Origin of the sequence: Erythrobacter sp. THAF29, assembly GCF_009363635.1 — a bacterium.
In the GTDB taxonomy this organism is placed as follows: Bacteria; Pseudomonadota; Alphaproteobacteria; order Sphingomonadales; family Sphingomonadaceae; genus Erythrobacter.
Genome location: NZ_CP045392.1, coordinates 2,672,152 through 2,698,075 on the forward strand (window position 1 = coordinate 2,672,152; position 25,924 = coordinate 2,698,075).

Annotated in this window: 21 protein-coding genes; 7 read left to right on the forward strand and 14 right to left on the reverse strand. The window is 58.7% G+C overall.

The features are described 5' to 3' along the window. Nucleotides 1–8: 8 nt before the first annotated feature. The 10 genes from FIU90_RS13010 to FIU90_RS13055 all read right to left on the reverse strand — a co-directional run bounded on the left by FIU90_RS13010 (nt 9) and on the right by FIU90_RS13055 (nt 14,033). Nucleotides 9–1,220 carry an Nramp family divalent metal transporter gene (locus tag FIU90_RS13010; protein WP_152435162.1) on the reverse strand — a complete coding sequence of 404 codons (1,212 nt, stop codon included), beginning with the start codon at nt 1,218–1,220 and terminating at the stop codon, nt 9–11. Then, complete coding sequence (locus FIU90_RS13015; RefSeq protein WP_152435163.1) at nt 1,217–4,858, reverse strand: hydantoinase B/oxoprolinase family protein; 3,642 nt, start codon at nt 4,856–4,858, stop codon at nt 1,217–1,219. Before FIU90_RS13015 ends, FIU90_RS13010 begins: the two co-directional genes overlap by 4 nt. 186 nt (nt 4,859–5,044) lie before the next feature. After that, on the reverse strand, nt 5,045–5,803 hold the full coding sequence (gene kduD, locus FIU90_RS13020; RefSeq protein WP_152435164.1) for a 2-dehydro-3-deoxy-D-gluconate 5-dehydrogenase KduD: 759 nt from the start codon (nt 5,801–5,803) through the stop codon (nt 5,045–5,047). A 6-nt stretch (nt 5,804–5,809) separates the two neighbouring features. Beyond that, on the reverse strand, nt 5,810–6,442 hold the full coding sequence (locus tag FIU90_RS13025; protein WP_152435165.1) for an RpiB/LacA/LacB family sugar-phosphate isomerase: 633 nt from the start codon (nt 6,440–6,442) through the stop codon (nt 5,810–5,812). A 120-nt stretch (nt 6,443–6,562) separates the two neighbouring features. Further along, the gene (locus FIU90_RS13030; RefSeq protein WP_152435166.1) at nt 6,563–7,585 is read right to left on the reverse strand and encodes a LacI family DNA-binding transcriptional regulator; all 1,023 of its coding nucleotides are present in this window, start codon (nt 7,583–7,585) and stop codon (nt 6,563–6,565) included. Nucleotides 7,586–7,641: 56 nt separating this feature from the next. After that, the gene (locus tag FIU90_RS13035) at nt 7,642–8,919 is read right to left on the reverse strand and encodes a TRAP transporter large permease (RefSeq protein WP_152435167.1); all 1,278 of its coding nucleotides are present in this window, start codon (nt 8,917–8,919) and stop codon (nt 7,642–7,644) included. After that, the gene (locus tag FIU90_RS13040; RefSeq protein ID WP_152435168.1) at nt 8,919–9,377 is read right to left on the reverse strand and encodes a TRAP transporter small permease; all 459 of its coding nucleotides are present in this window, start codon (nt 9,375–9,377) and stop codon (nt 8,919–8,921) included. Before FIU90_RS13040 ends, FIU90_RS13035 begins: the two co-directional genes overlap by 1 nt. Beyond that, nucleotides 9,374–10,396: a TRAP transporter substrate-binding protein gene (locus tag FIU90_RS13045; protein ID WP_199799335.1), complete on the reverse strand. Its 1,023-nt coding sequence runs from the start codon at nt 10,394–10,396 to the stop codon at nt 9,374–9,376. The genes FIU90_RS13040 and FIU90_RS13045 overlap by 4 nt, the downstream gene beginning before the upstream one ends. After that, the gene (locus FIU90_RS13050) at nt 10,393–11,175 is read right to left on the reverse strand and encodes a 2-keto-4-pentenoate hydratase (RefSeq protein ID WP_152435169.1); all 783 of its coding nucleotides are present in this window, start codon (nt 11,173–11,175) and stop codon (nt 10,393–10,395) included. The genes FIU90_RS13045 and FIU90_RS13050 overlap by 4 nt, the downstream gene beginning before the upstream one ends. A 29-nt stretch (nt 11,176–11,204) precedes the next feature. After that, nucleotides 11,205–14,033 (reverse strand): TonB-dependent receptor, encoded by a 2,829-nt coding sequence (locus FIU90_RS13055; protein WP_172970262.1) that lies wholly within the window; start codon nt 14,031–14,033, stop codon nt 11,205–11,207. Nucleotides 14,034–14,223: 190 nt separating this feature from the next. On the opposite strand from FIU90_RS13055, the gene FIU90_RS13060 reads away from it, so the two are divergent. The 3 genes from FIU90_RS13060 (at nt 14,224) to FIU90_RS13070 (ending at nt 17,276) form a co-directional block, all read left to right on the forward strand. Beyond that, entirely contained in the window at nt 14,224–15,903 is a 1,680-nt protein-coding gene (locus FIU90_RS13060) for a right-handed parallel beta-helix repeat-containing protein (protein ID WP_172970263.1), read from the forward strand. 66 nt (nt 15,904–15,969) lie between these two features. Then, the gene (locus FIU90_RS13065) at nt 15,970–16,350 is read left to right on the forward strand and encodes a hypothetical protein (RefSeq protein ID WP_152435172.1); all 381 of its coding nucleotides are present in this window, start codon (nt 15,970–15,972) and stop codon (nt 16,348–16,350) included. Between the two features lie 53 nt (nt 16,351–16,403). After that, a complete protein-coding gene (locus FIU90_RS13070) occupies nt 16,404–17,276 on the forward strand; it encodes a FecR domain-containing protein (protein ID WP_172970264.1) in 873 nt (290 codons plus the stop codon). Between the two features lie 46 nt (nt 17,277–17,322). Here the strand turns inward: FIU90_RS13070 and FIU90_RS13075 are convergent, their stop codons facing one another. Next, nucleotides 17,323–19,563: a CHASE2 domain-containing protein gene (locus FIU90_RS13075; RefSeq protein WP_152435174.1), complete on the reverse strand. Its 2,241-nt coding sequence runs from the start codon at nt 19,561–19,563 to the stop codon at nt 17,323–17,325. A gap of 367 nt (nt 19,564–19,930) precedes the next feature. Between FIU90_RS13075 and FIU90_RS13080 the strand changes: the two genes are divergently transcribed. Together FIU90_RS13080 and FIU90_RS13085 are read left to right on the forward strand one after the other, a co-directional pair. Further along, nucleotides 19,931–20,773: a sulfotransferase gene (locus FIU90_RS13080; protein WP_172970265.1), complete on the forward strand. Its 843-nt coding sequence runs from the start codon at nt 19,931–19,933 to the stop codon at nt 20,771–20,773. A 5-nt stretch (nt 20,774–20,778) separates the two neighbouring features. After that, complete coding sequence (locus FIU90_RS13085) at nt 20,779–21,327, forward strand: aspartyl/asparaginyl beta-hydroxylase domain-containing protein (protein ID WP_172970266.1); 549 nt, start codon at nt 20,779–20,781, stop codon at nt 21,325–21,327. A 74-nt stretch (nt 21,328–21,401) separates the two neighbouring features. On the opposite strand, the gene FIU90_RS13090 is transcribed toward FIU90_RS13085, so the two are convergent. Both FIU90_RS13090 and FIU90_RS13095 read right to left on the reverse strand, forming a co-directional pair. Next, nucleotides 21,402–22,016, reverse strand: a complete 615-nt coding sequence (locus tag FIU90_RS13090; RefSeq protein WP_234029525.1) for a phage tail protein — start codon at nt 22,014–22,016, stop codon at nt 21,402–21,404. 41 nt (nt 22,017–22,057) lie between these two features. Further along, the gene (locus tag FIU90_RS13095) at nt 22,058–22,669 is read right to left on the reverse strand and encodes a phage tail protein (RefSeq protein ID WP_152435177.1); all 612 of its coding nucleotides are present in this window, start codon (nt 22,667–22,669) and stop codon (nt 22,058–22,060) included. A gap of 256 nt (nt 22,670–22,925) precedes the next feature. Between FIU90_RS13095 and FIU90_RS13100 the strand changes: the two genes are divergently transcribed. Then, nucleotides 22,926–23,639, forward strand: a complete 714-nt coding sequence (locus FIU90_RS13100; RefSeq protein WP_152435178.1) for a hypothetical protein — start codon at nt 22,926–22,928, stop codon at nt 23,637–23,639. Nucleotides 23,640–23,661: 22 nt separating this feature from the next. Here FIU90_RS13100 and FIU90_RS13105 read toward each other — a convergent pair whose 3' ends face one another. Beyond that, on the reverse strand, nt 23,662–24,807 hold the full coding sequence (locus tag FIU90_RS13105) for a putative 2OG-Fe(II) oxygenase (protein WP_152435179.1): 1,146 nt from the start codon (nt 24,805–24,807) through the stop codon (nt 23,662–23,664). 160 nt (nt 24,808–24,967) lie between these two features. Here FIU90_RS13105 and FIU90_RS13110 point away from each other — a divergent pair, with 160 nt between their 5' ends. Next, nucleotides 24,968–25,924: a hypothetical protein gene (locus FIU90_RS13110; RefSeq protein WP_152435180.1), complete on the forward strand. Its 957-nt coding sequence runs from the start codon at nt 24,968–24,970 to the stop codon at nt 25,922–25,924.

Below are 25,924 nucleotides of genomic sequence, written 5' to 3' on the forward strand. Positions count from 1 at the left end.
TCCAAGGCCTATGCGATTGCGGTCACTATCAGTCTGAGCCCAAGGCCGGCAGCGACGAGTACGACCCCGATACCCAGGACATTGGCGAGCGTCCCGTTGGCGTGCCTGCCGAGCAATTCCGGTCGGTTCACTGCATAGAGGAGAAATGCGGCAATGATCGGCAGGAGCAACCCGTTTGCGAACTGGGCAAGCACGATGATCTCGATTGGCCGTGTTCCCGTCAGCGCCAGCGCAGCGCCGATGACGATCACCGACAGCGCAATCAATCGGAAACCCCGCGAGGTTTGCCTACTCTCAAGCTTCAAAATCTCGGTCATCGCAAAACCTGTGGCAAGCGGCGCGGTTATCGCGCTGGTTAGCCCCGCGGCGAACAAGCCAATTGCGAGCAGGTATTTCGAATAAGGGCCGAAAAGCGGCTCGAACTGTCCAGCCATCTCTGCCGCGCTCGACACTTCGATACCGGCAGCAAACAGACTGGCCGCCGAAGTAGACAGGATCAGGATGGCAATCAGGCCGCCCAGCCCGATTGCGACCGCCGTATCGGCGCGCATCGCGCCCAGGTCTTCTTCGCCCTGCCACTTGGTCTTCGCAGCCGTGGAGTGGAGAAACAGGTTATAGGGAACCACGGTCGTCCCGATCAGCGCGATCACCGTCAGCAGAGCCCCCTCGGGAACAACCGGAGTGACCGCACCCGCAACAAGCGCACCAATATCAGGCCGGACGATGGCAAAGGTGGCGACAAATGCCATAGCCATGACCACCACCAGTCCAATCAAAACACGCTCGATGAGGCGATAGCTTCCGCTGAGAAGAAGCGCGCCAGCGAGCACGGCAATGGCGGCAACCGAGCCCGCAAACACGCCATCGGTCTCACCAGCAAGCGCCTGAATGCCGAGCGCCGCGCCCGAGAGATTGCCAGCTTCGTAGGCCGCATTGCCGAGATAGAGCGCGAGGCCGACCAGCAAAATGAGCGGCCATTTCCAGATCGTCGCATCCAGCAATCCTGCGAGCGTTTCGCCCAGACCCTTCTGCGCCACGACGCCGAGCCGCGCGGCCATTTCCTGAAGAACGATCGTTGCGAAGGTGGCGAAGACGAGCGCCCAGACCAGCGCAAACCCATGGCTCGCGCCTGCGACTGTGCAGGCAGTCACCGTTCCTGGCCCGATAAAGGCTGCGGCAACAAGTGCGCCGGGGCCAACATTGCGCAGACGCTCGTTCATTTCTTCCTCGCTTTTTCCCCTCGCTTCGAGAGTGGTCCGAAGCCTCCGCCGGTTGGGGACTGGATCGCAATCCGGTCTCCGCGATGCACCGCGACCTGATCGCAGCCGGCCAGCTCGTCGACCGAGCCGTCGGCCCTTTCCACCCAATTTCTCCCAAGCCGCCCGCCTTCGCCGCCATGAAGGCCGACCGGCGCAATTTCGCGATGTTCAGACAGGATCGAGCATTCCATGTCTTCGAGAAAGCGGATTTTTCGGGTTATGCCGTCGCCCGCATTCCACTGCCCGCGCCCTCCCGAGCCACGGTCGATCCGGAATTCGTCGAGCACAACAGGATAACGGTGTTCGAGCACTTCGGGGTCGGTCATGCGGGTGTTGGTCATGTGAGTGTGCACGGCGGCTGCCCCGTCGAAGCCCGGCCCGGCAGGTGCGCCAGAGCAAATCGTCTCGTAATATTGGTAACGCGAATTGCCGAAAGTGAGATTGTTCATCGTCCCTTGGCTCGAGCCCAGTTTTCCGAGCGCGGCGAAGAGCGCATCGGTGATCGCCTGGCTTGTCTCGACATTGCCCGCCACGACTGCCGCAGGGAAGGTCGGATTGAGTAGCGAACCTTCGGGCACGATGAGCTCAATCGGCTTCATACATCCCGCGTTGAGCGGAATCTCGTCGGCGACGAGGCAGCGCATCACATAGATAACTGCGGCGCGCGTTACAGCAGGCGGCGCGTTGAAGGCATTGTCCTGCTGGGCGCTCGTGCCGGTGAAATCGATCGTCGCGCGCGCGCTATTTCGATCGATGCGGACGGCTACCGCGATCTCAGCCCCGGAATCTAGTTTCAATCTGAATTCGCCATCGTCGAGTTCGGCAATAGCGCGCCTCACTGCCGCTTCGGCGTTGTCTTGGATGTGTTGCATGTAGGCGCTCACGACATTGTGACCGTAGCTGGCGACAAGCTTCCTGAGTTCGGTTGCGCCCGCCGAGTTGGCGGCAACCTGCGCCATGAGATCAGCGACATTTTGCGAGATGTTGCGAGCCGGATGCGGCCCCGAGCCCAGCGCGGCTTCGATACTATCGGTGTTGAAATCCCCTCGCTCGACCAGCTTCATGTTGTCGAGGAGTATCCCCTCTTCGTGAATTGTTCGTCCGAAGGGCGACATCGAGCCGGGTGAAATGCCGCCCACATCCTCGTGGTGCGCGCGCGATGCAGTGAAGAACAGGAGTATTTCGCCAGTATCGTCGAAGACCGGCGAAACCACAGTAATGTCGGGTAAATGCGAGCCGCCATTGTGCGGGTTGTTCTGGACGAAGGCATCGCCCGGCTCGATGGTTTGGCCGCTCGCGATCACCGTCTTCACCGTCGCGTCCATCGAGCCGAGGTGAACAGGAACATGCGGGGCATTGGCGACCAGATTGCCTTCGACGTCGAAAATTGCGCAGGAGAAATCGAGGCGCTCTTTCACATTCACTGATTGCGCTGTGTTGCGCAGGATTATGCCCATCTGCTCCGCAATCGAACGAAACAGGTTGTTGAACAGCTCGAGGGTGACTGGATCAGCCTCGGTCGACAGTTTCGATGTGCTCTCGCCCTCTTTGCGGACTTTCAGGATCAGGTGTCCGTGACAATCGATCGAGCCATCCCAGCCGGGTTCGATAACAATTGTTCCGGTCGGCTCCGTTACGACGGCAGGACCGGATATCGGAGTGCCGGGACCCAGCGAGTCGATATCGAATATTGGCGCATCGAGCCACTCTCCGCGCGAAAAGAACTGTTTAATGCTTACCGGATCTGGTGGCCGGTTAAATGCCTTCGGTTTCGTTGCTGACGGTCTGTGACTTTCAATGCTGCTTTCGACAACAAGTGTATCGAGCACAATCGATTTGCCGCTTGGTGTGAAACCGTATTGGCGGCGGTGTGCATCCTCGAATTCACCGCACATTTGCTCGGCACCGGTCACCCGAACCGTGATCGTCGTGTCAGTCCCGGCATAGCGAAGAAGCGCGGTCGGCCGGGCGGTAACATCTTTCTTCTCATGACCCTGAGCAGCCAATTCTGCTGCCCCAGCCTCTGCCAGATCGGACACGATTTCGGCCATGAGCGGTTCGATTTCGGTGTCCAGTCCCCTGCTCACGACGCGCTGGCGTTCGGTCTGGACTGCGGCGAGACCCATTCCATATGCCGACAACACGCCCGCGAATGGGTGCAACATGATAGTCTCGATACCGAGCCTTTCGGCGACAAGACAGGCGTGCTGCCCACCCGCTCCGCCGAAGCAGTTCAGGACATACTCCTTCACATCGTGCCCTCGTGCGGTCGAAATCTTCTTGATCGCTTGCGCCATGTGTTCGACCGCGATGTCGAGGAAGCCCTCTGCGACCTCTTCGATGCTGCGCCCATCGCCGGTTTCTCCGGCGATTTCGGCAAAGCCCGAGCGCGCCGCTTCGCGGTCGAGCGGCTCGTTCTGGTTCGGCCCGAAGATCCGCGGGAAAAAATCGGGTTGAAGCTTGCCGAGGACGACATTGATGTCTGTCACCGCGAGCGGACCGCCGCGCCGATAACAAGCCGGCCCGGGATCGGCACCGGCGGACTGCGGACCGACACGAAAGCGCCCGTCGCTAAAGCGAAGAATTGAACCACCGCCAGCCGCAACGGTATGAATGTGCAGCATGGGTACTCGCATCCGCACACCTGCGACCTCGGTTTCGTAGACCTTCTCGAATTCGCCTGCGTAGTGGGAGACGTCAGTCGAAGTGCCGCCCATGTCGAAACCGATGACCTTGTCGAACCCGGCAATGCGCGCGGTCTCCACGCAACCGACGATCCCGCCGGCCGGTCCCGAAAGGATCGCATCGCGCCCCCTGAAACGCGCTGCGTCGATCAATCCGCCCGACGACTGCATAAACAATAATTGCCCGGGCTGGCCTCCGCCCGAAAATGCCCCCGCAACCGTATCGACATAGGAGCGCAGGATAGGGGTCAGGTAAGCATCTACGACGGTCGTTTCCGCGCGAGAGACAATCTTGGTCAGCGGGCTGACTTCGTGGCTGGCGGAGACCTGCGTGAAGCCTACCTCACGCGCGAGCGCCGCAAGGTTTTTCTCGTGATCGGGGAAGCGGTAGGCATGCATCAGTGCAATCGCGACCGACCGGTAACCTTCATCACGTGCAGCTTCGAGCAATGCACGGGCTGTTTCGAGTTCGAGCGAACATTCGACTTCGCCATCGGCGCGCACGCGCTCTTCGACCTCGATCACTTTCTCATAGACGAGCTCAGGTTTGCGAATATCGAGCGCAAACGTGTCGGGGCGAGCCTGGAATCCGATTTCGATAACGTCGCGAAAACCCTTGCTGGTCACGAAGACCGTCGGTTCACCCTTGCGTTCCAGCAGCGCATTTGTCGCAACCGTCGTTCCCATCTTGATCGCGGAGATTGCCGCGCCCGGGATCGGGGCATCATCAGCCAAATCGAGGAATTGCCGGACCCCATGGATCGCAGCATCGTCATAGGCTTCGGGATTCTCTGACAGGAATTTTCGTGTCTCCAGCGCGCCATCGGGTGATTTTGCGACGATATCGGTAAAGGTGCCACCGCGATCGATCCAGAATTCCCACTGGCCGGCCGCCGCATCAGAACCTATTGCCATGGAGAAATGCACCCGCCCTCAGTCAAAACCCTCGCTCACATTCTTGGTCGAGCGGCACCGGCTTTGCAATGAGCGAGGCCTGGCACCTGTGCTGCGCGATCGAGAGTGACGGTATTCAAAAGCGTTGGTGCACTCGACATGCCGTGGACCCTTACCAAGTCCTCGCCGTCGCGTTTGTTTAGTGACTCACCGTGCCAGCCAGCCGCCATCGACTGCGAGGATGTGGCCCTGCACGTAACGGGCAGCATCGGACGCGAGAAACACCGCTGCCCCGCCCAGGTCTGACGGCTCGCCCCATCGACCGGCAGGTATGCGCTCCAGGATCTGGCGATTGCGTGTCGCGTCGGCCTGCAAGGCCGCAGTATTGTTGGTGGCAATGTATCCCGGAGCGATGGCGTTCACGTTGATGCCCTTCGCCGCCCACTCATTTGCGAGGAGCTTGGTCAGACCGCCGACACCGCTTTTCGAGGCGGTGTAACTGGCAACACGGATACCGCCTTGAAAGGTAAGCATTGAGGCAATGTTGATAATCGAACCGGCCCCATGTTTCGCCATGTGGCGTCCTGCGGCCTGGCACAGGAAGAACAGTGTCTTGAGATTGGTATCGAGCACCGCGTCCCAATCGTCTTCGGTGAAATCGAGCGCGTCGTTGCGGCGTATGATCCCAGCATTGTTCACGAGGATGTCGAGCCCGCCGAGGCTCTCCACTGTCTCTTCCACGATCCGCGCACAAGGCTCGATAGTGGAAAGGTCGGCTTCGATCACGATTGCCTTGCGACCGGTGTCCTCGATCATCGAATGGGTTTTGCTCGCATCGCTGCGCGCGACCAAAGCGATGTCGGCACCTGCTTCAGCCAAGGCGAGAGCAATACCCTGACCGATGCCGGTATTGGCTCCGGTTACAATCGCAACCTTGCCGGACAGATCAAACGGATTGGCTTTCATGCTGGCTCAAAGTGCCCGAAGATAAGCGCTGATCTCTTCGTCATTGGAATTGGCGAAAAACAATTCCTCGAACCTTTCGCCGGAAATGGCGGTTCGCAGCAGATCCTGATCGCAGGTCTTGAGCACCGTCAGCATGTCGTGGCACGCGGCTTTCTTGAGGTTTGTCAGCACGCCGCGATTGACCGCCATCACTTCGGCGCGCTCTTTGGGATATCCAAGACCCGGCTCGTTTTCGAAAATCTTGCGATAACAATCCTGAAGGTTGAGCTCCGCAGCCCATCCGAATCCCTTGGCGTAGGGCATAGACATGCAATTGCCTGCATTGATCTGGCTGAACAGGAACGCATCCGTCGGGTCTATCACAAGGCCGCAAAACACGCCCGGCATCGAATTGCACGCGAGCATCGAACCCATGCCTGTGCCGCACCCGGTGACAACAAAATCGGCGGCACCCGAGTTAAGCAGGATGCCGGCAAGCAACCCGTTCATCGGATAGGTCAGCATGGTCTTATCTTCAGGCGTATACATGCCGTAATGATGGACCTCGTGACCCATGGGGCCGACCACCGATGTTAGTGCCTCGTGGACAATCTCGCTCTTGGCGGCCTGGCTGTTCTCAATGATGAGGGCAATTTTCATGGGATGTCGCTTTCTCAGATGCCAACGCGGATGCTTTTCCATGCTGGATTTCGATCATTTAGGTAACCGGTGTCAATGGCTGATGCAAGGGCTTCTTGGAGAGCGTTGGAGCCAACGGTTTCAATCCGGTTTGGGAGGGACAACAGACGCCCGTTCGACCAGTTCGGAGCGCAGCAGCCAGCGCTGCCCGGCCTCCGCATCATCCGGCGCCACCAGCTTGCGCGCGGCGGTCCTTGCCATAGCCACTATAGGCCAATGAACGGTCGTGAGAGCAGGCCAGACATGACTGGATAGAGGCGTATCGTCGAAGCCCACAATCGAAAGGTCCTCCGGGATCAGCAGGCCGCTGCGACGCGCTGCGATCATCGCGCCGATGGCCATTTCGTCATTGGAGGCGAAAATCGCGGTGGGAGGATTGGGAAGGTCGATCAGGGACTGCCCCGCCTCGACCCCGGATTCGAATGTGTAACTACCGGGCCGGACCAGTTTTGGATCAAGCTTCAGTCCTGCCGCCTCCATCGCTTCTTCGAATCCAGCGCGCCGCTCACGCGGTGAGGTGAAACCTTCCGGTCCCTCTATCAGTCCGATCCGACTGTGCCCCTTCCCGATAAGGTAGGACACGGCCTCACGGACAGCCTCTCTGTCGTTCGAACTCACAGTGTGTGCGGCCTCATCCAGCTTGACCGAACCCATGCGCACATAGCCGCACCCAAATTCTTCACACACCTTTGCGATCGTATTGTCTTCGGAAATCGGCGGCAGCAGGACGACGCCGTATGGCCTATGCCGCTCCAGAAAGGCGCGTATATCGCTCGCGAGCGTCGCGGCATTGCGATCGACCGGCTGCACCATCAACCCGTATTCGCTGCCAGCTATGCCCTCGAGAATGCCCTGCTGCACATTCACCAGGAACTGCGCGTTCGGATTATCGTGAATCGCTGCGATGATGAAATTGCGGCTGAGCGCCAGGGCGCGAGCTTGCAGACTCGGGACGAAACCGATCTCCTGGATCACCTTCTCGACATGCTCGCGTGTCTTTTCGCTTAGCAGCGGAGATTTGTTGATTACCCGGCTGACAGTTTTCTTAGAAACGTTGGCAATGCGCGCGACATCGTTGATCGTCGGTTTGCCGCTCTTTGCCATAACCGTCCCCTGCTTCCTGCCCTTCCCCTTAAACCTATTCGCCGGGTGATTAGAAGTCAGAAAGCGCCCGGCAGCGCGAGCGAGAGGGCCGGCACGAAAGTGATGAGTATGAGCGCCGCCAGAAGCGTCAGATAAAATGGCCAGATCGAACGGATCATGTCGGCAAGCGGAATCTTGCCGACTGCCGAACCGACGAACAGCACAGAACCCACCGGCGGGGTCACGAGGCCGATGCCGAGATTGATCATCATGATGATGCCGAAATGGACCGGGTCGACCCCTGTCTCCATCGCCACCGGGAGGAAGATCGGTGTCGCGATCACGATCAGCGGCGCCATGTCCATGAACGTGCCTAGCGCGAGCAGCATCAGGTTGATGATGATGAGCGTCAGGATGGGGTTGTCGGTCATGAACCCGATCAGGCTTGCGAGCGCAGCCGGCACTTCGAGCAGGGCGAGCGCGAAACCGAATGCCGTCGCAGCGGCGATGATAAAGAGGACCATAGAGGCCGTACGGACCGACTTCTGTGCGGCTTCAACAAATCCGCTCCAGCCCAGGTTGCGATATACGACCGTGCCCACGATGGCAGTGTAGATCGCCGCGATGGCCGAACTCTCTGTAGGCGTGAAGATGCCGCTGAGGATACCGCCCATGATGATCACGCCGGTCATCAGGCCGGGAATCGCGTAAACCGTCGCTCGGAAAAGCTCGCGCCATCCGGGGAAGTTGCCTTTGGGAAGCCCGCGGCTCCGCGCCACCAGCCACGCCGTCAGCATCAGCATCGTGCCGGTCAGGACGCCGGGGACGATCCCCGCAAGGAAAAGGTCGCCAATCGAGACACCGATCCCCGAAGCGGCGGAATAGATGATCATGTTGTGCGATGGCGGGATGAGCAGCCCTACGATCGCCGCCGTCACGGTGACATTGACGGCGTAGTCCTTGTGATAGCCCTTCTCCTCCATCAATGGCACCATGGTCGATCCGATGGCAGAGGCGCTGGCGATGGCGGAACCCGACACGGCGCCGAACATCATCGATGCGCCGACATCGACGAGCCCGAGCCCGCCCCTCACCCGGCCCAATGCCGCATCGGCGACCCGCACCAGCCTTTCGGCGATACCGGCGCGGTACATGAGTTCTCCGGCGAAGATGAAGAACGGGATCGCCATCAGCGTGAAAACGCTGATCCCGGCCGCCATGCGTTGCACCGCGACGACCAGCGGAATGTCGATCAAAAGGAAAGTCGCGAGAGCTGCGCCAAGCAAAGAAAAGGCGACCGGCACGCCAAGGATCAGCAGAACGAACAGGACGCCGAACAGGACGATGATCTCCATCAGCCCGCCTCGCTCAGTCGCACCCGGATGCGGGCAACCGAAAAGACGAAGGTGAGTAGGCCGGCGAGCGGTATCGGCGCGTAGGCGAGCGCGCGACTGATACCGAGCGAAGGCACGACATGATCTCGCACCAGCCACGCGAGTTGCGCACCGAACACGAGGAGGATCAGGCCGAACATTGCGAGCAGCGCATGGATAGCGATCCTCAGCTTGCGCGCCTTGGCGTCACTCATGCGTTTTTCGAGCAGCTCGATCCGGATGTGAAACCGCTCCCACACCCCTGCCGCGGCGGCGAAGAACACGTACCAGATCATAAGGATAAGTGCGGCCTGTTCGGTCCATGAGGGGCTCGAATTGAGCACAAAACGGCCGAAAACCTGCCAGCCGATCACTGCCGTCATGATGATGAGACCCGCTGCCCCGATCCTGACCAGCCAGTCTGCGATCCTGTCCATCATGCCCCGCCCCCTTTTCGCAACGCCTGAATGCGTTCGACAAGGCCGCGCTGGCGGTCATTGTCGATGAAGCGGTCCCACATGCCTGTCATCGCTTCGGCGAAGGGTGCGGGTTCGACCTCGTTCACCTCGACGCCCGATCCCAGGACGATGGCCTTGCTCTTTTCGACCTGCGCGTCCCAGAGCTTTCGCATGTACGGCACAGATTGCTTGGCAGCATCTCGTACGAGCGCTTGGTCGCTCGCTGAAAGCTTGTCCCAGCTGATCTTGGACATCACGAAGACCTCGGGCGCCAGGAGGTGGTTGGTGAGGCTGTAGAAACGCGCGACCTCGAAGTGCTTGCCGCTTTCGAAGCTCGGCCAGTTGTTTTCGGCTCCGTCTATTACACCCTGCGCGAGCGACTGGTAGACCTCATCGAGAGGCATCGGTACTGCATCGGCACCCAGCGATTGGACCATCGCGACATAGAGATCGGAGCCCGGTACGCGCAGTTTGAGACCGCGCATATCGTCTGGCGTGCGGATCGGTGCGCGCGTGTTGTAGAATGATCGCGAGCCCGAATCGTAGAAACACAATCCGATCAGCCCGTGCGGCTCCAGCGAAGCGAGTATTTCCTCGCCAATCTCGCCATCGAGACTCGTGCGCATATGTTCGGTCGACTCGAACAGGAAGGGTAGCGCGGCAACCTTGGTCAGCGGCTCGATCGAGTTGAGCGGCGCGAGGTTTACGCGATTGAAATCGAGCCCGCCGAAGGTGGTTATCTCCAGCGTGTCGCGTTCGTTGCCCAGCTGCCCACCCGCATACATCTTGAGCGAAAGCCTGCCGTCAGTGCGCTCTGAAAGGATTTCGCCGAACCTTATGACCGCCTGGACCGTCGGATAGCCGAAAACGTGAGTATCGGTGGCAGTAAGAGCGTCGCCGACCCGCGCGCTGCAGCCGCTTGCTATCATCGTTGCGGCCGCGCATCCGCCGACAAGTGTCTGGCGGCGGCTGAAGGATGGCGGCGCTTCGGTTTGGCTCATACCTTGGCTTGCTCCGCCACGAGCTCGATATCAACCCTGCCGAATTTCCCGAATCTAAGAGTGGATTGCGCGCCAACCCCCGCCTCGTGCACGCCGGTGATTGCGCCGGTGGAGATCAATGTACCGGGCACCAGGACAATACCCTTTTGCCGTGCATGTTCGAGCAGGAATGATTGCGCGGCAAGTACGTCGGCGACCAAGTCCCTGACAATACGCGTCGCAACCATCTCGCCGTCGATGAAAGTCTCGACCGGAAGGTCGCGCTCGCCCGCTTCCTGCCATCCTTCGATCTCCGGCCCGACCAGCACGCCGTTGTTGTTGCCAAAGTCGCAAGCAACCGCGAGAGGTCCGATATCGTTGATTGCAACCAGAGGGCTGCTGGCAATCTCGGCTCCGATGAACAATCGATCTTCTTCGCGATACTCGCCCATCTGGAGGATGAATTCGGGCTCGATCGCCGCGAAGCCTTCGGCAAAGACGGGCATCTCGCTTACTTCGCCTGGGTGCGTATAGGCCAACCGTTTGCGAAAGATCGGGCCGGTCACATATTTCGCACCGAGCGCATGGCGATGCTTGGGCGGTATCCCACCCACTTTCCATCCAACCACTTCGTCGGGCCAGGCGGCCACCGAAAGCGCCTGTACTGCATAAGCTTCATCCAGATCGCGAGGGAGCGGGCCCGGGAATTCCCGCAGCGACCCGGCACGTAGCCGCGCATCGACGAGCGTGCGGGAGAGCGCTCGCTGTCGAATCCCCTGCGCGGAAGCCGTACCTGCCATATACCCGTCCCCCTCGCGCTGCGACCGGATCAGAACCGGCCGCGAAGACCGATGAAGTACCGGCGACCCGAGAAATCCGCCTGAGCGAGATTGTCCGGCGTCGGGCGGTAGAAGATGTTCGGTTCATCGAGGATGTTGAGCACCTGCACCCGCACCTGGACGTTGTCGAGAACGTCGTATGCCGCCGAAAAGTCGAGAAAGCCCTGATCTTCGGTGAAGCGGTTCGAGTCCGAGCGGAACGGTTTAAAGTAATCCGAACGCCACTTGTATGCGAGACGGGTGTTGAACCGATCGGTTTCGAAAAACACGGTCGCATTGAGCGAGTGCCGCGAATACCCCGGAATATTGGCCGGCTCGGTGAAATCGGCAATGGCATTGCCCGAGACAACGCGAGGATCGGGAAACTCGAAATTGCTGTCCGCGAAGTTGTAGCTCGCCTGCACGCCGAGACCGAAATCGAAAGTGTGCTGCGCGGTAATTTCGAACCCGAGCAGGTGGCTTTTGTCATCCGAATTGACCGTGCGCCCGACGATGACTTCGGTCGGCGTGTCATCCACGATTATCGTGAGCGGGGTGACATCGGTGCGGAAGCCGGTTTGCAACTGCTTCGCATAAAGAGCCACCGCGACGGAACTGGTCGGCGATGCATACCACTCGAATGACAGGTCCGCATTCCACGACTTGAGCGGCTCGAGGAACGGGTTGCCGCTCGCGCTCACGATCGCGCCGAGATTGCCGAGATCGGCCTCGTCATCGAACGAAAGCGCTGCCGACATGGCCTCCTGATCGGGCCGTGCGATGGCGCGATAGGCGGCGAGCCGAAGCAGCTTGTCGGGCGCGACCTCGAGGATGAGGTTCGCGCTCGGCAGGATGTTGGTGAAGTTGTTGGTCTCCGTGTTCACAATCGGATCGCCGACCTCGGTAATCGTTATCGTGTCGGGATCAGGTCCGGGGCTGGTCGCCAAGGCCGAACTGACACCCACCGAGGTGATTTCCGTGTGCACCACGCGAATGCCGAAATTGCCGCGTGCAGGCGTAGATCCGAACATCGTATCGAAGTTCGCCTGCAGGTAGCCGGCGTAGGTCTTTTCGGTAACCTCTGCGTCCTGTGTCGAGCGGGTGGATGCACCCGGATCGGGAAGCCCAGCGTCGGGACTACCAGTGAGCGCCGTGAACAGCTCCTCGGCATCCCAGATCGCCCAGGTGATGCCCTGCATGTCGGTTTCGGCACCCTCGAACAGGTCTTCGACGAGGAACCCGTCCCTGCGCGCTGCGAGCGCGGCGTCGCTGAAGTAGTTGTCCGCTACGAGCGACACGGTCGTGTCGATGCCGTCGTCACGCAGGCGGAAACGGTCGCCATAACGGAATCCCGCCTCGATACTGCGGAGGAACCCGCCACCGGTTTCGTACTCGGTATCCAGACGCACGGCGAAGATCTCATCATCGACGTTTTCGAGCCGCCGACGCGCACGCGCCCCGTTGGTGTAGAGGTCATGGTTGTCCAGATCGAACATCAGTCCGGTGTTGTTCTCGACCGCGCTGACATCGGTAAGCGTCAGGTTAGGCACCTCCACCCCGCGCTTGTCGATTTCGTAGAGCACGCGCGAGTTGGTCCGAATGCGCATGTCCTTTTCGTCCTGGCGGCGCCTTGTCTGCGAATACGAGACGTCGACCGCCGCAGTGAATGGCCCCGAATTCCATTCGAGATTGCCGCCGAGGCCGAGATATTCCTCCGTCCGCTGCCGCCAGACGGATTGGTTCTCGATACGGGATTCGCCACTCCAGTAGAGGAGCGCACCTGTGGGGGAAATCTCGAGCGGAACGATGTCGCGCCGCCCATCGGCAATCACCAGGTTCGCGCGCTCTTCGATATCGTCGCGGTAGGAGTACTGCGCGTCTAGATTGATCTCGACCGCGGGCGATGGACGATACTGGATCGCTCCCATCACCGCGTCGCGGTCCGCATCTGTCGCCATTGCGCGATAAATGTACTGATTGGACACGAAATAGAACTGGTCGGATGCGCCATTGGGAACGCCATTCGCGTCTGTATCGAAAGCGCAGTTATTGCTCTGATCGACTCCTTCGATCGTGTTGCACGGTCGATAGGTCGAGCTGCTGGTGAAGATGTCTTCGGGCGCGGTATCGCGGCGGATCTGCCCGCCGATTGCGATGCCGAGCTCCCCGTCGCCCGCCTGAAACTGATCGACATAGGACGCGGTGAGGCGATAGTTGAACGGCTCGCCGTCCATCACGCGATCTTCGTACTCACTGAACCCGCCCAGCGCCTGGAGCTGGAGGCGCTGCTTTCCGTAATCGAGCGGGCGCAATGTTTGCAATTCGATGATGCCCGAAACGCCGCCCTCAATGAAGCTGGCCTGCGGCGACTTGTAGATGATCGCACCGTTGATGAGTTCGCTGGGAAACTGCCCGTAATTGACATCGCGCCCGTCGCTGCCCGACGAAATCTCTCGACCGTTGAGGAAGCTCGCGCCGAGAAACGCGCCCAGACCGCGGATGGAAAGCTCTGAAGCGCCGCCTTTAAAGCGGTCCGAGGTGACGCCGACAACTCGCTCCAGCGTTTCGGCAACAGAGAGGTCGGGCAAGTCGCCAATATCATCGCCGACAATCGCATCGCCGATGACATCGAGCTGCCGCTTGGTTTCGAGCGAAGATTCGATGGTTCGCGAAATCTCGCCGGTTACCACGATCTCGGATTCCGCACCGCTACCCTGATCCTCAGGGTCGCTTGCGTCCTGCGCACAAACAGGAGCCGAGACAAGAACTGCCGAACTCAGCAGCAAAGCGCGCAGGCCGAGACGCGATCCCCGCGCCGGTTTCGTGAAACGTGCAGACATGATTTTCCTCCCCAGGATCCCTCGATGCCGCGCCCGTTGGCTTGTACGCCTGGCTTTATGACACCGGTTACCCAAATAATTGACACCGGTATCATTGCGCGTCAATACCTTTGATCGAAAAGGTGGTAGGAGGGTTTTCATGAAGCGGCGTTCGGTACAATTTACCCTTTATTTCAGCGGTTTGGCTGGGATGGCATTGTTGTGGACAGGTGTCGGCGTCCAAGCACAAGAGGCCGGACCGGATGCTGACGTGTTGCCAAAGATCCTCGCCGATCCCGCTATCCGGTCCGCCAATCCGCTCCCGGACTTTTCCTTCGCTGGATATGAATTTGGTATCGGCGCGATCCCGGATATCGACGACGTCATACTCGTCGACGAGTATGGTGCGAAGGCCAATGATGGACGTGATGACAGCAAGGCCATACAGGCCGCGCTAGCCGAAGCGCATTCCCGCAAAGGCCCGGTGAGGGTTCAGTTCGGCAAGGGCCGGTACATCCTCAGCGAAATTCTTTGGCTCGAAAAGAGCGGCGTCGTGCTCTCGGGCATGGGAATGGGGAAAGGTGGGACCGAGCTTTACATGCCGCGCCCGCTCAACCAAATCGACGACGGCGGCGCTCTCGACGAAGTTCGCCAGTACCTGGAGGAAAACGACAAGTACGAGCGCCAGAAGAGCGCCAATCTCGAGGTCCTCTTCTCCGAATACAGCTGGAGCGGAGGATTCATCTGGTCGCGCGTACCCGGCGGTCGTCACGCAACCTACCTTGAAAGCATGGATCGTCCGGCAGAGATCGTCGCAGACATCCTTTCGGGCGAACAGTTCGGTCGTACCGTGACCGTGTCCGATCCTTCGGGTTTTACGGTGGGTGATGTCCTGAAGATCAACTGGCACAACCGCGCCGGGCCGAACGGCCCGCTGATCAAGTCACTCTATGGCGACACGGATTTGAAGATCGGCAGCCGCCACTGGGAATCGCCTGAGCGCCCTCTCGTTCAGCAGCCTACGCGCATAGAAGCCATCGACGGGAAACAGCTCACGATCGCCGACCCGTTGCTGCACGATATCGGTCCGGACCTGCCTGCCTACTTCGCGAAATGGCAGCATCTGGCAAACGTTGGGGTTCAGGATCTTGCTCTGGTGTTCCCACCAAACCCCAATTTCGGGCACCACAACGAAGCAGGGTTCAACGGCATCTACTTCACAGGAATCCACAATGGTTGGATCCGCAATATCCGGATCGCCAATAGCGACAGCGGCATCCTGACCGATGACCTAGCCAATGTGACAATACGCAATGTCATCACGGATGGCGGGCACAAGGCGCATTACAGTGTGCACGTCGGCAACGTGCACAATGTGCTGGTTGAGAGACTTCAGGTCTACAATCCGACCGTCCACGCGCTGAGTTTCAACACGAAGTCAACCCGCTCCGTTTATACCGACAGCACCGTCTGGACGACGCCGACGCTCGATCAACATGCTGGCGCGAACCATCAGAACCTTTACGACGACGTGACGGTCCATGTGACCCCCAACCGCAAAGCCGAAGACGGAATGCCGCTCTACGATCTCTACAGGGCCGGCGGCGCGGGATACTGGCAACCAGGACACGGCCGGTTCAACACCACATGGAACCTCAATGTGATAGTCAGCGGAGAGATTGCTCCCGGCGACCCGGTAACGATTCTGGCCGGGTCGGAAGGGCCCGATGCGCGCATCGTCGGTATGCACGGCAATCGCCCGATCAGGCTCACACACAGTCCCGATCCATACGTCGAGATGCACAATCGCGAAGTGGAAGCGGCGCCTTCGTTGTATGCCTTCCAACTGCTCAAGCGAAAGAGGGGCGGCGGAGAACCTTCCGCGCGTTAGCTTCAGGACGGGAAGCTTCTTGCGGGCATCCGGCATTGTGATAGGTTTGCCCGCAGGAGGGAAACCATGGCGAAAAGTGCTGTCCGAGCCGGGCTTTCGGCTGCGGCCCTGATCTTGGCATTACCTTGCGCATTTCCGCTTTCCGCACAGACTTTCGAGCAGATCGACGCAATCATCGATGCGTCGGGCGATGAGGGAAGCGGACTTGCTCTGGCCCGAGAGCAAGCATCTCGGAATGAATATCTAGAAGCACTGGCGACGCTTGAGCGGGTTCTTGCCGAGAATCCCAAGTCCCGCGAGGCGAGGCTCATGCACGCCGTCTATCTCTGCCGGATCGGCGATCGGCAAGGCGGACTGGTCGAGATCGCCCAGTTGAAGAAAAAACACTACGGCAAAGAGGTACTCGCCGAAGCGCGCGATCGTTGTGAACGGGGCGAGGCTCGATGAGGTGTTGCAGCGTTAATCGAGCGCTTGTCGGTGCATGCTCGATAGCCCTTGTCATGTCTACGATCGTTGCAACACCGGCCACCGCGCAGCGGACCGAAGTCGGAGCCGCATCGAGCGTGGTCGGCAAAGTCTCGTTTCGTGCCAACGGTACGGGCGATAGGCGGTCTGTGGTTCGCAAACAGCGGTTCGCCTGGGGTGATTTGATAACCACCGAAAAGAAGTCGCAGCTCCAGATTCTCCTTCTCGACCGTTCGACATTCGGCGTAGGCGCTCGAACACAGGTTCGGATCGATCGGTATGTCTACGATCCCGATGCGGGGCGGTCGGGCGTCGTAACTCTCATCAAGGGTGTCCTTCGCTTTTTCTCCGGTATCGGCGGCGACAATTCAGCAGAAGTGAACACGCCAGCCGGTCGTATTGGCATTCGCGGAACGGCTGTCGACATGCTGGTCGGCAAGCGCGCGGAGAAAATCGTCGAGAAGGAAGATTTCGTCGGTCGGGTGGACAGCGACGAGGACGAGGCAACACTGGTTGTCTTGCGCGGACCGGGGGCTGACAGCGCGTCCGGCTTGACGCCTGGCTTGGTCGATGTCGAAGGGGCAGGAGTGGTCGTTACTCTCGATGAGCCAGGACTGGCTGCTTACATCCCGAGAGCCGGGGCAGCGCCGATCGGACCGTTCCGCATTTCCGACAAGGGCCTCGTGCGTGTGCAGGAGCAGCTCGCGCCCGAGGTCAAACGGGCGAATGACGGTGGCGGCTTGCTCGAAACATTGCTGCCGATAGCAGTCGGTGCAGTTGCGCTTGGTGTCTTGCTGGACGGTGATGATGACAGTCAGCAGCCGGACAATCCCAATACGGTGCGCAACCCCAACCGGGACGATGTTCAGCGTTCACCGAATTCATCCAATCGCCCTCCGGACAACTAATCCAAAGGGAACAGCTGACGCGCGAAGAACGCGTTGACCGTCCGTGCTACTTTTGCGTTGCCGCGAAGACACCGCCCCAGTCGGGCTCCGGTGGATCAGACTTCAAGGCTGCGATCCGGCGTTCGAAAAGTGCGGCAAGACCCGTCAATCCCGCTTTTGCATAGATTCCCTCACTGTCTGAGAGAACCTCTGCGGCAAGGCCCCATTTGCGCTCACGGTATGCCTCCAACATGCCGGTATGGGCCTCGATCACGGCTGCCACGGGCTCACAGCTTGCAGCGTCTTCGTCCTCCAAAAGAGCGAAGATTCTCTCCGCTCTGTCTCGACCGACCACGCGCACCCTGTCGATCTCGAGCATGGAAAATCCTCCCAAGTGCCCCGCCATCTCCTCCCCGACGATGATTGGGACACCATATTGCTTGGTCAGCCCCTCCAGACGAGCTGCAACATTCACGGTGTCGCCGATCAATGAATAGGCAAGCCGCTGCTCTGAACCCATATTCCCGACGCAACAAAGGCCGGAATTCAGACCGATGCCGATCCGCACCTCGCCCGGCCAGGCGCTGCCTTCTTCCAGCGGCTTTGTCCGATTGAGTTCGGCCACGGCATCGACCATCGCCAGGGCCGCCTTTGCCGCATGTCTGTGATGGTCGGGATCATCGAGCGGCGCATTCCAGAAGGCGAGGATCGCATCGCCAATATACTTGTCGAGCGTCGCGCGGTGATCGAGCAGGATTTCACTCATGGGCGTGAGGAATTCGATCAGAAAATCGATCACTTCGCTCGGCGTATGCTCTTCCGAAATCCTCGAGAAGCCGCGAATGTCGCACATCATGACGCTCATATCGCGCTCTTCCCCGCCAAGGTTCAGCTTGCTGGGATCGTCCGCGATTTGCTTCACCATTTCCGGCGATAAGAACCGGTCGAATGCAGAGCGAATGTAGCTTCGTTGCTGCTCCTCGCGATAAAAAACAGCAACCGTCTGGACAGTGTAGATGAGGGCGATTGCGAGCACCGGATAGGTCGGATCGAACAGGTAGCGCGATTCTGCAAAACCGAACCAGCTGGCGCCAATGACCGCGAGTATCGCGCCTGTGGCCGCAATCGCCCCCTGCAATGCGCCCAATCGCGGGAGCACCAGTGAAAACCCAATTCCAAGCATGAGGACGAGAAGAAGCTCGAGTGACAGAGCCCAGTCCGGACGCTCGATAAACTGGCCCGCCAGCATCTGTTCGAGCGCCGCCGCATGCACGCTCACCCCTGCAATCCGCTCGCTCAGCGGGGTCGATACGAGATCCTGCAAGCCGGCTGCGCTGCCTCCAACAAAGACCACCCGGCCCTCGACCTTTCCGGCCAGCGCATCGTCGCTCATTTCGCCTGTGACCAAAGGAGCTGCCGGAATAACTTCTCGCATGGCCGGGTCGGGAAAGTGTACCCACATTTCGCCCGTCTCGGTCACAGGGATTTCACGGTCGCCGATCCGAACCGCCACTGCGGCACCGGGACTCGCAAGCGTCTCACCGCTTCCGTCGCTTGCCAGCAGGTTCGGCGACCCCGCGTCTATCGCAACACGCAGAGCCTCAAGCGAAAGCGAAGGCAACAAGGTGTCTCGCTGAAGTGCAACCAGCGGAATTCGGCGAACGATGCCATCGGGATCGCTCTCCAGGCTCACAAACCCGCTTCCGGACGCTGCCGCTTCCAATTCAGGCAATGGCCGGATTGCTCCGGGATAAGACGGGACTTCGCGGCGTGGCAGCGTACCCGCAATCGTGAATGGCGCCTTCGGCTCGACAGCCCGCCCCCGTTGCGACTTGTCGAGAAAATAGGCTGTAACAACCGGGACCTTATTGAAGCTCTCGGCCAGTCGGGCGTCATGGCTTTGCAAATTCTGGAGCGCTCTGGCCAGAGACGGCTCGTTTCCTTGCCTTTCAAGCTGCTCCGCCACCGCTTCCGGAGACGTCCTGTCAGGCTCCGAGAAAACGATGTCGAATACAACCACGGAAGCACCCGCCTCGCCCAGACGCTGTGTCATGCGCGCGATATCGGTGCGGGGCCAAGGCCACTGACCCAGTTCTTCGATCGCTTCTTCGTCGATATCGACGATCGCCACCTTTGCGCCTTGGTCGACAATTCGAGGCGAAATTGCCTGATAGGTGTCGAAAACCTGCATCCTGATGCGCGCCAAGGGAGCCGGATCAGCTGCTTGGACCGCAACGATAAGAAACAGAACTGCCAAGCCAAGCAGGCTGGCGCCAGATCGCTTTACGCGTCCGAGAACTGAAGCCATCGGCGTTGCCCCTCTGCGAGCAGTTAAAAGATCGCTCGCGCCGGAGCAGGTCAACCTGACGGCTCTGCCTTTGTCAATTATCGGCCGAATTTGAGTTTCACACTTCGCGCGAGCTTAAGTCGGACCTGGCTAGTCTATGAAGTCCAGCCCCAGCGTCGCGGTTGGTTGGTGGTGCAGTCAGCCTGCTTCCAACATTTGCAGGTCGGGGTACGGCAATTGAGGCAAGCCTGGTGGTTCGCGCGGACATCTTTCGGAACAAGCGCACACGGGACGGATGGTCAAAGAAACCGTTTGTGCAACCACACGAGACGCTTTCCACCTTCGCACGTTGGTCCTATCATCATCTAGAATGAATATGGGGACGGGATTGGGTACGAGCGCGGCATCTGGAAATCTGGATAAAGTCTTCTTGGGAGCGCAATGCGACGTCGGCGCGTGTGTCGCCACCCATCTGTTCGTGATCAGTCCGAACAACAGCGGCTCGACCTTCGTAACCCGCGCGTTGGAGACGTGCCGAGAGGTTTGGCGCCTTCCGCGCGAGGGACAACACATGCTTGGCTATGAGGGTCCAAATCTTGGGGCGGACAAGAAGGAACTGATCTGGGCGGCAGAATCCGAATATGTCCAAAAGATTCGCAGCCGCGATCTCTACAATTGGGATAAAACGCGCAGGGCGTGGTATTTTCAGGCAAGGGCAGCAAGACCTGATGCTCCGGTTTTCCTTACGAAAGCCCCACCCTTCCTCATTCTGGTGGACCAGTTGCGTGAGGCCTTTGCCAACGCTCGGTTCGTTTTTTTGGTTCGCAATCCATACGCAGTCGTTGAAGCGATCACCCGCTACAAAGCACGGCGGTTCGATACACGTGAAGCAGCTCTGACGGCAGCCGCCGCTCACATATTGCGTTGTCTGACAATGCAGAGGGAGAACATTGCCAGCCATGCAGATGTCGGCACATTCCTCAGCTATGAAGATCTTTGTGCAGATCCGGCGGCAGCTGCCGCTCAGGTGCAGGCACTCGTGCCTGAACTGACCAACCTCGAATTTGACCAGAGGCTTGCAGTCAAAGGACGATATCACGAGCGTCTCCGCAACATGAATGCCCAGCAAATCGAACGGCTCACACGGGAGGATATCGAAATAATAAATCGCAAGTTCGCGCCGCTAGAAGCGCTGCTGCGGAGCTTCGGCTATGGCATACTTAGCCGATGACAAAAGTGACCAAGCCCAAGACCTACCTCGATCTCGGAAAGTTCGAGGTCTCCGAATTGAGCGCACTGGTAGCGAAACTGCCTGACAGTTTGTGGTCGATCGAAGACCAGCGAAAAGAGAACAATTTCTCAGTATTTCATCACACGCAACACATCATTTTTCGCTTCACCCCGGGCAATCGCGATCACACCGATTTCTACACCAATCCGATTTGGGATGTCTGGAAAGCCAGGCTCTTGCCTCTCATGGATGCAATAACTGCTCAGTACGGCCATGTTGAAACGGCTTACTCCAAGGTCATGCTGGCAAGGCTCTTATCAGGGCATTCGATCGACCGACATGTCGATGGAGCCGGAGCGAATTTGCATACCCACAAGGTGCACGTCCCCTTGATCTCGGGCCCATCAGCCACGTTCACGATCGAAGATGACGAGCGGCACCTTGAAGTCGGCCGGGCTTACGAGGTCAACAATATCAAGCGGCATTCGGCCTGTAACCTCGAAGGCTCCCACAGGGTGCATCTGATCTTCGAGCACTATGACGCCGCGGCCTGAACAGGCGCTCGGGCAAAAAAGGAAAGAGCGAGCTCCGGCCCGCTCATTCCGATCACTGATTTCAGATCGAATATCTACGATCGTGAAGGATAGACCCCGTCCAAGGCGACACACCATTGCACAACCTGAAAGGGTGAAACCTTGTTCACCGATTGCCCTCCGCCCGCATTGTTTATTGCGAGAGAGCCAGCAGCCATGTTGTTGGTCGAACCGCCGTTATGATAAATTTTCACCCCGTCATTGTCGACTGCCAGCACGTTGTTACGAGGGTTTGCCGAATTGCCGAGTGCGGAGCTGGCCCGCGTCGTTCCCGTATGGTTATGCGAAGGCAATTGCGCGGCAGTGATGGTGAAGCTTGTTGCCCCGCCTCTGCTGCCCAAGCGGTAGGAGCCAAGCCCGGTCCCCGTGCCTTCGCTCACTGGGCGTCGCCCTCGCAAATCGGGCAATTGAAACGTAGTGCGCCCGTCACCGCCATAGATTGTCCCATACAGCGAGAAGAGAGCAGTATACTGGGCAATCGGCAAAAGTTGTCCGTTCGCCGGCGTCCAGCCTCGCGGGCAGAAATTGCCCCCAAATGCGGACACTTGCCCGATATAGGCCGTGCCGGCTTGCGCGTTCACCGCAGGGGCGAAGCCAATTGTCATCGCCGAGGCGCAACCAGCGATCACGAGTTTTCTAAATGTAGTCATTTCGAATTCCTTTCAGTCGTCTCAACGAAGCCGGAACCGGCTCAGTTACGCGAAGGAAAGGTGCCCACGAGCGCGATACACCATTGCATGGTCGTGAAAGGTGACAATTTGTTCACGGCCTGATTGCCCCCAGTGTTGGAAATCACGAGGGAGTCGGCGGCCATATTATTGGTTGCGCCGGCGACGTGGTACATTTTGTCACCAGCGGGATCGACTGCCAGAACCTTGTTATTGGGGTTAGCCGAATTACCGATTTGCGTACTTGCACGCATCGTCCCCGTATGAGTGTGCGACGGCATTTGGCTAACAGTCAGCGTGAACGCTTCCGTGCCGCCTTTTTGGCCCATCAAGTAGTTTGGCAATCCGGGTCCTTGACCGGTGCTGATCGGCGCGCGTCCTCGAAGATCGGGAAGACCGAAAGTTGTCCGTCCGTCGCCGCCATACATCGTGCCGAGCAGGGAAAAGAGAGCTTGGTTGGAGTTGATCGCGAGCAATTGACCATCGGTTCTTGACCAGCCACGGGGACAAAAATTGCCGCCAAACAGCATGAGTTGCCCCAACAAGGGATCAGATTGCGCTTTCGCAGGTTGCGGAACGGCCGAAAATGAGGCCAGTGCGACCGCTGCTGCTGTTAACAGGCTAAGTTTCTTCATTGTGTTCCCTCCCCTTGAACAAATACCATTTTGCCGGTTGCGACCGTCCCCGAGTCATTGTGTGTAACACAATGAATGTCACGCACAACGCACGATCAAAGTTTGGTGGGGGCAAGTGAGCAACCTAAACGGAGCGCAGGTTGAGCATCTGTGATCGAGTCTTCTAAACGAGTTGTCCGGCCAATCCGATAATTCCCGGAAGGTGGCGAGATTGATTGTTGTTTTGACCCTTGGTCGCTCAGGCTCCTCGTTGCTCATGCAGACACTCGGACTGCTTGGTGTGAACGTGATCGGTCGAAGGTTCGATCAGCACGATGACCCTTTGCGCCAAAAGCTTCACTACGATCTGAATCCAGGTGGATACTTCGAAGAGCCGGATATCTATTATGGCGGTCCTAGTTCGGAAACCTTCCGGCGCCACCTCCCGGACCGGTCGATTCTAAAGGCGTGCAAAATGGATTTGCGCCTACTTATCGATCCGTCGCAGTTCGATGCATGGGTGGCAGCAGCACCGACTATATGCTCCGTTCTTGTGTCCTACCGTAGCCCGTCAGAACAGGCTCGGTCGGAGTTCCTTACCAGCGGCCTCGCACATACAGGGATCGATCCTTCAGGAGTGGATCCTCGGGCAAGGTTCATGTTCATCACGAGCTTTCTCGAAGAATATCGAAATAACTACAGCGCAGTAACGAAGCTGTCACATGGTCCTCTCAGCGTGCTGGCGGAGAAAACGCACGTCGTCGATTTCGCTGAAATTGCCAATTCCCGATCGTATGTAGAACGCATCGCCGGGCTGGCTGCGCTCCAACCCACCGAAAAGGAATTTGATCGGGCAGTCGCCAATATCGACCCCGGTCTCATGCGGATCAGGGCCGATGAACTTGACGAGCACGAACGCCGATGGTCCCGCAATCTCGGGGCAGACGAAGTCTTTGAACAACTGGTCCGGCTACGCAAAAAAGAGAGCTGACGAACGCTCTTGCACCGCCCCGTTAGCCAACGTCGAAAGCAATGCTAATGCGTCCGTCGCGCCCGCGATGGGGAATCGTGCGATGGTAGAAGTATGACGGGAAAATCAGGAGCATGCCGTCCTGCGGCTGCACCAGCCTGGTTTCACACTCGACCGGTCCCACGAGCTCTTTCGGCGGTCGCCAGAATTCGAGAGCGCCCGAACCGTCCATTCGATCCAGATCCTTGGCGGCGTCGACATAATAGACACCGCTCAGCCTGCCACCCGGATGGCAGTGTGATGACTGAAAGCCTTGGTCATCGAGAGCTACAGCCCAAGCTGTGAGATTGAGCTCGCCGGGCAGATCAGCGAGGTAGGAATGATCTGAATGTTCCAAGATATACCGCTCAACCTCTTGTTTGATCAGCGCGATCATCTCGTCCAGAATTCGCTTGGGAAGCAGGTCGTTGAGAAACGCCTGCCTCCCGTTCACAGTGGTCGTGCTCGCAGGCTCCTCAACCATCGCCGCGTTGTTTTTGAGGCTGCTTATCAGCGCGTGATTGAGTGTTGCCAAGTCAGGCCCGCCGCTCACGACCGAAATCAGTTCGGGCTGCTGTAGTTGGGCGAGACTTTCGGTATCGCCAGAAAGCAGACACCTGGCGCATTCCAAAGCGCTCAGACCTGCCGAAGGTGGATGAGTTTTGGAAAAGTCAGAAATTAGTTGCCCAGCCCTGTCCACCTCTCCTTGCCGGATAAGGCACTCGCACAGGGGAGCGACTGCCATTCCAAGTGACCTCTTCGCTACTTTGCGCAGGTTCCGCTCCGCCTGCTCCAGTTCGCCCAATTGGATCAAAAGCTTGCCTTTCATGGCGAGCGATTCGACATGATCGGGATCAATCGCGAGCGCCTGATCGCAAGCTTTGAGCGCCTGAGCGTCCTCCATCCCCAGTCGCAATGCTTGTGCGCGGAAGTACCAGACCGACGCGTCCTTAGGCGCATAATCCGTAAGCGCGTCGGCAAGAATGCGCGCCTGCTTGCAGTCATGGGAGGTGAGCTGGGTAATGTCAGCGCCAACTTCACACAGTTTGCGTGGATCAAGCCCTTGGGAAATCCCGGCGTAGAACAGACTAGTTAGCGCCCGACGATGTCCGCCGGCGTTGTAGATATAAGGCTTCCAGTTCAACGCCATTCGACACCAATTCGTATTCTGCTATGCGTTTCATACGCATGACGAGGCAGCCCTTACACCATTCGCACGAAGCGATGCCAAGCGTGTTTCGAGCGCAGAGCCAACTTGGTTCGGACGCGTGCAATGACCATTTGGACAGCCGGTAAGGCCCATCAAATTCATGTCGCAAAGAGCGTTCTATAGAGCATTCGGGCTTGTTATTGCTTCGGAGCAACACATCACCAGTCTCGATCAGGTTGAATCCCAGCCCCATGATGTAGAGATCAAGCGTGTGTCGCTCGACCATCAGTTCGATGAATCTGGTCTACAAACCGAATTCGCAAACTGGAAGGCCGGTCCGTATGGCCTGCTGTTGCGGATCGACGATGTGGCAGACTTAAACGTTCGCGATGGCCAGCGGATCGAGATCAAGCCAGCAATCGGCGCGAGCGACGAGGTCATCAGCGCGTTTCTCATGGGATCGGCCTTTGCGACCTTACTCCAGCAACGCAGACTGCTGACTTTGCACGCAAGTGCAGTGATGGGGCCTCGAGGCGCAGCCCTATTTGTTGGCCGTTCCGGGATTGGCAAGTCGACGACCATGTCTGCCCTGTTGGCCTGCGGGTATAAGATGGTGACAGATGACGTTGCCGCGATCGGTTTCGGCGAGGATGGCGTCCCTCGGATCAGGCCGAGTTTCCCTGGAGCACGGCTAACTGCTCGCGCGCTTAAAAAATTGGGCAAATCGGAGCGCGAATATCGCAGGCTGGATGCAGAAATCGAGAAATTTGCGTTTCCCACGAGCCTGGTTGGCAAGACAGAGATCGGGGTGGATTGCGTTTTCGTTCTCGATGTCGGCGCAGAAAGCGAAGTGGCAGTCCGCCAGGTCAGCCAAGGCGAGGCCTTTCAATCGTTGTCACGGTACACGTTTCGCAAGCGATTTTATGACGGGATGGGAATGCAGGATTTCCATTTCGATGCTGTCTCCAGGCTAGCTGCAGCTATTCCGGTCTGGAACGTAGTGCGCCCGGAGCACCCATTCCTGCTCGATGAGTTGATCAATCGTCTGGTCGACCGGATCGAAACAACCCCAGTTCAAGCCGCGACCGACGCTCGCAGGGCAGGAAGCCCAGTCTAA

What these genes read in the sequence shown, in the direction of transcription:
- FIU90_RS13010 (WP_152435162.1), bottom strand. Translation starts at nt 1,220, where the DNA reads ATGAACGAGCGTCTGCGCAATGTTGGCCCCGGCGCACTTGTTGCCGCA.
- FIU90_RS13015 (WP_152435163.1), bottom strand. Translation starts at nt 4,858, where the DNA reads ATGGCAATAGGTTCTGATGCGGCGGCCGGCCAGTGGGAATTCTGGATC.
- kduD (WP_152435164.1), bottom strand. Translation starts at nt 5,803, where the DNA reads ATGAAAGCCAATCCGTTTGATCTGTCCGGCAAGGTTGCGATTGTAACC.
- FIU90_RS13025 (WP_152435165.1), bottom strand. Translation starts at nt 6,442, where the DNA reads ATGAAAATTGCCCTCATCATTGAGAACAGCCAGGCCGCCAAGAGCGAG.
- FIU90_RS13030 (WP_152435166.1), bottom strand. Translation starts at nt 7,585, where the DNA reads ATGGCAAAGAGCGGCAAACCGACGATCAACGATGTCGCGCGCATTGCC.
- FIU90_RS13035 (WP_152435167.1), bottom strand. Translation starts at nt 8,919, where the DNA reads ATGGAGATCATCGTCCTGTTCGGCGTCCTGTTCGTTCTGCTGATCCTT.
- FIU90_RS13040 (WP_152435168.1), bottom strand. Translation starts at nt 9,377, where the DNA reads ATGATGGACAGGATCGCAGACTGGCTGGTCAGGATCGGGGCAGCGGGT.
- FIU90_RS13045 (WP_199799335.1), bottom strand. Translation starts at nt 10,396, where the DNA reads ATGAGCCAAACCGAAGCGCCGCCATCCTTCAGCCGCCGCCAGACACTT.
- FIU90_RS13050 (WP_152435169.1), bottom strand. Translation starts at nt 11,175, where the DNA reads ATGGCAGGTACGGCTTCCGCGCAGGGGATTCGACAGCGAGCGCTCTCC.
- FIU90_RS13055 (WP_172970262.1), bottom strand. Translation starts at nt 14,033, where the DNA reads ATGTCTGCACGTTTCACGAAACCGGCGCGGGGATCGCGTCTCGGCCTG.
- FIU90_RS13060 (WP_172970263.1), top strand. Translation starts at nt 14,224, where the DNA reads ATGGCATTGTTGTGGACAGGTGTCGGCGTCCAAGCACAAGAGGCCGGA.
- FIU90_RS13065 (WP_152435172.1), top strand. Translation starts at nt 15,970, where the DNA reads ATGGCGAAAAGTGCTGTCCGAGCCGGGCTTTCGGCTGCGGCCCTGATC.
- FIU90_RS13070 (WP_172970264.1), top strand. Translation starts at nt 16,404, where the DNA reads ATGTCTACGATCGTTGCAACACCGGCCACCGCGCAGCGGACCGAAGTC.
- FIU90_RS13075 (WP_152435174.1), bottom strand. Translation starts at nt 19,563, where the DNA reads ATGGCTTCAGTTCTCGGACGCGTAAAGCGATCTGGCGCCAGCCTGCTT.
- FIU90_RS13090 (WP_234029525.1), bottom strand. Translation starts at nt 22,016, where the DNA reads ATGACTACATTTAGAAAACTCGTGATCGCTGGTTGCGCCTCGGCGATG.
- FIU90_RS13095 (WP_152435177.1), bottom strand. Translation starts at nt 22,669, where the DNA reads ATGAAGAAACTTAGCCTGTTAACAGCAGCAGCGGTCGCACTGGCCTCA.
- FIU90_RS13100 (WP_152435178.1), top strand. Translation starts at nt 22,926, where the DNA reads ATGCAGACACTCGGACTGCTTGGTGTGAACGTGATCGGTCGAAGGTTC.
- FIU90_RS13105 (WP_152435179.1), bottom strand. Translation starts at nt 24,807, where the DNA reads ATGGCGTTGAACTGGAAGCCTTATATCTACAACGCCGGCGGACATCGT.
- FIU90_RS13110 (WP_152435180.1), top strand. Translation starts at nt 24,968, where the DNA reads ATGTCGCAAAGAGCGTTCTATAGAGCATTCGGGCTTGTTATTGCTTCG.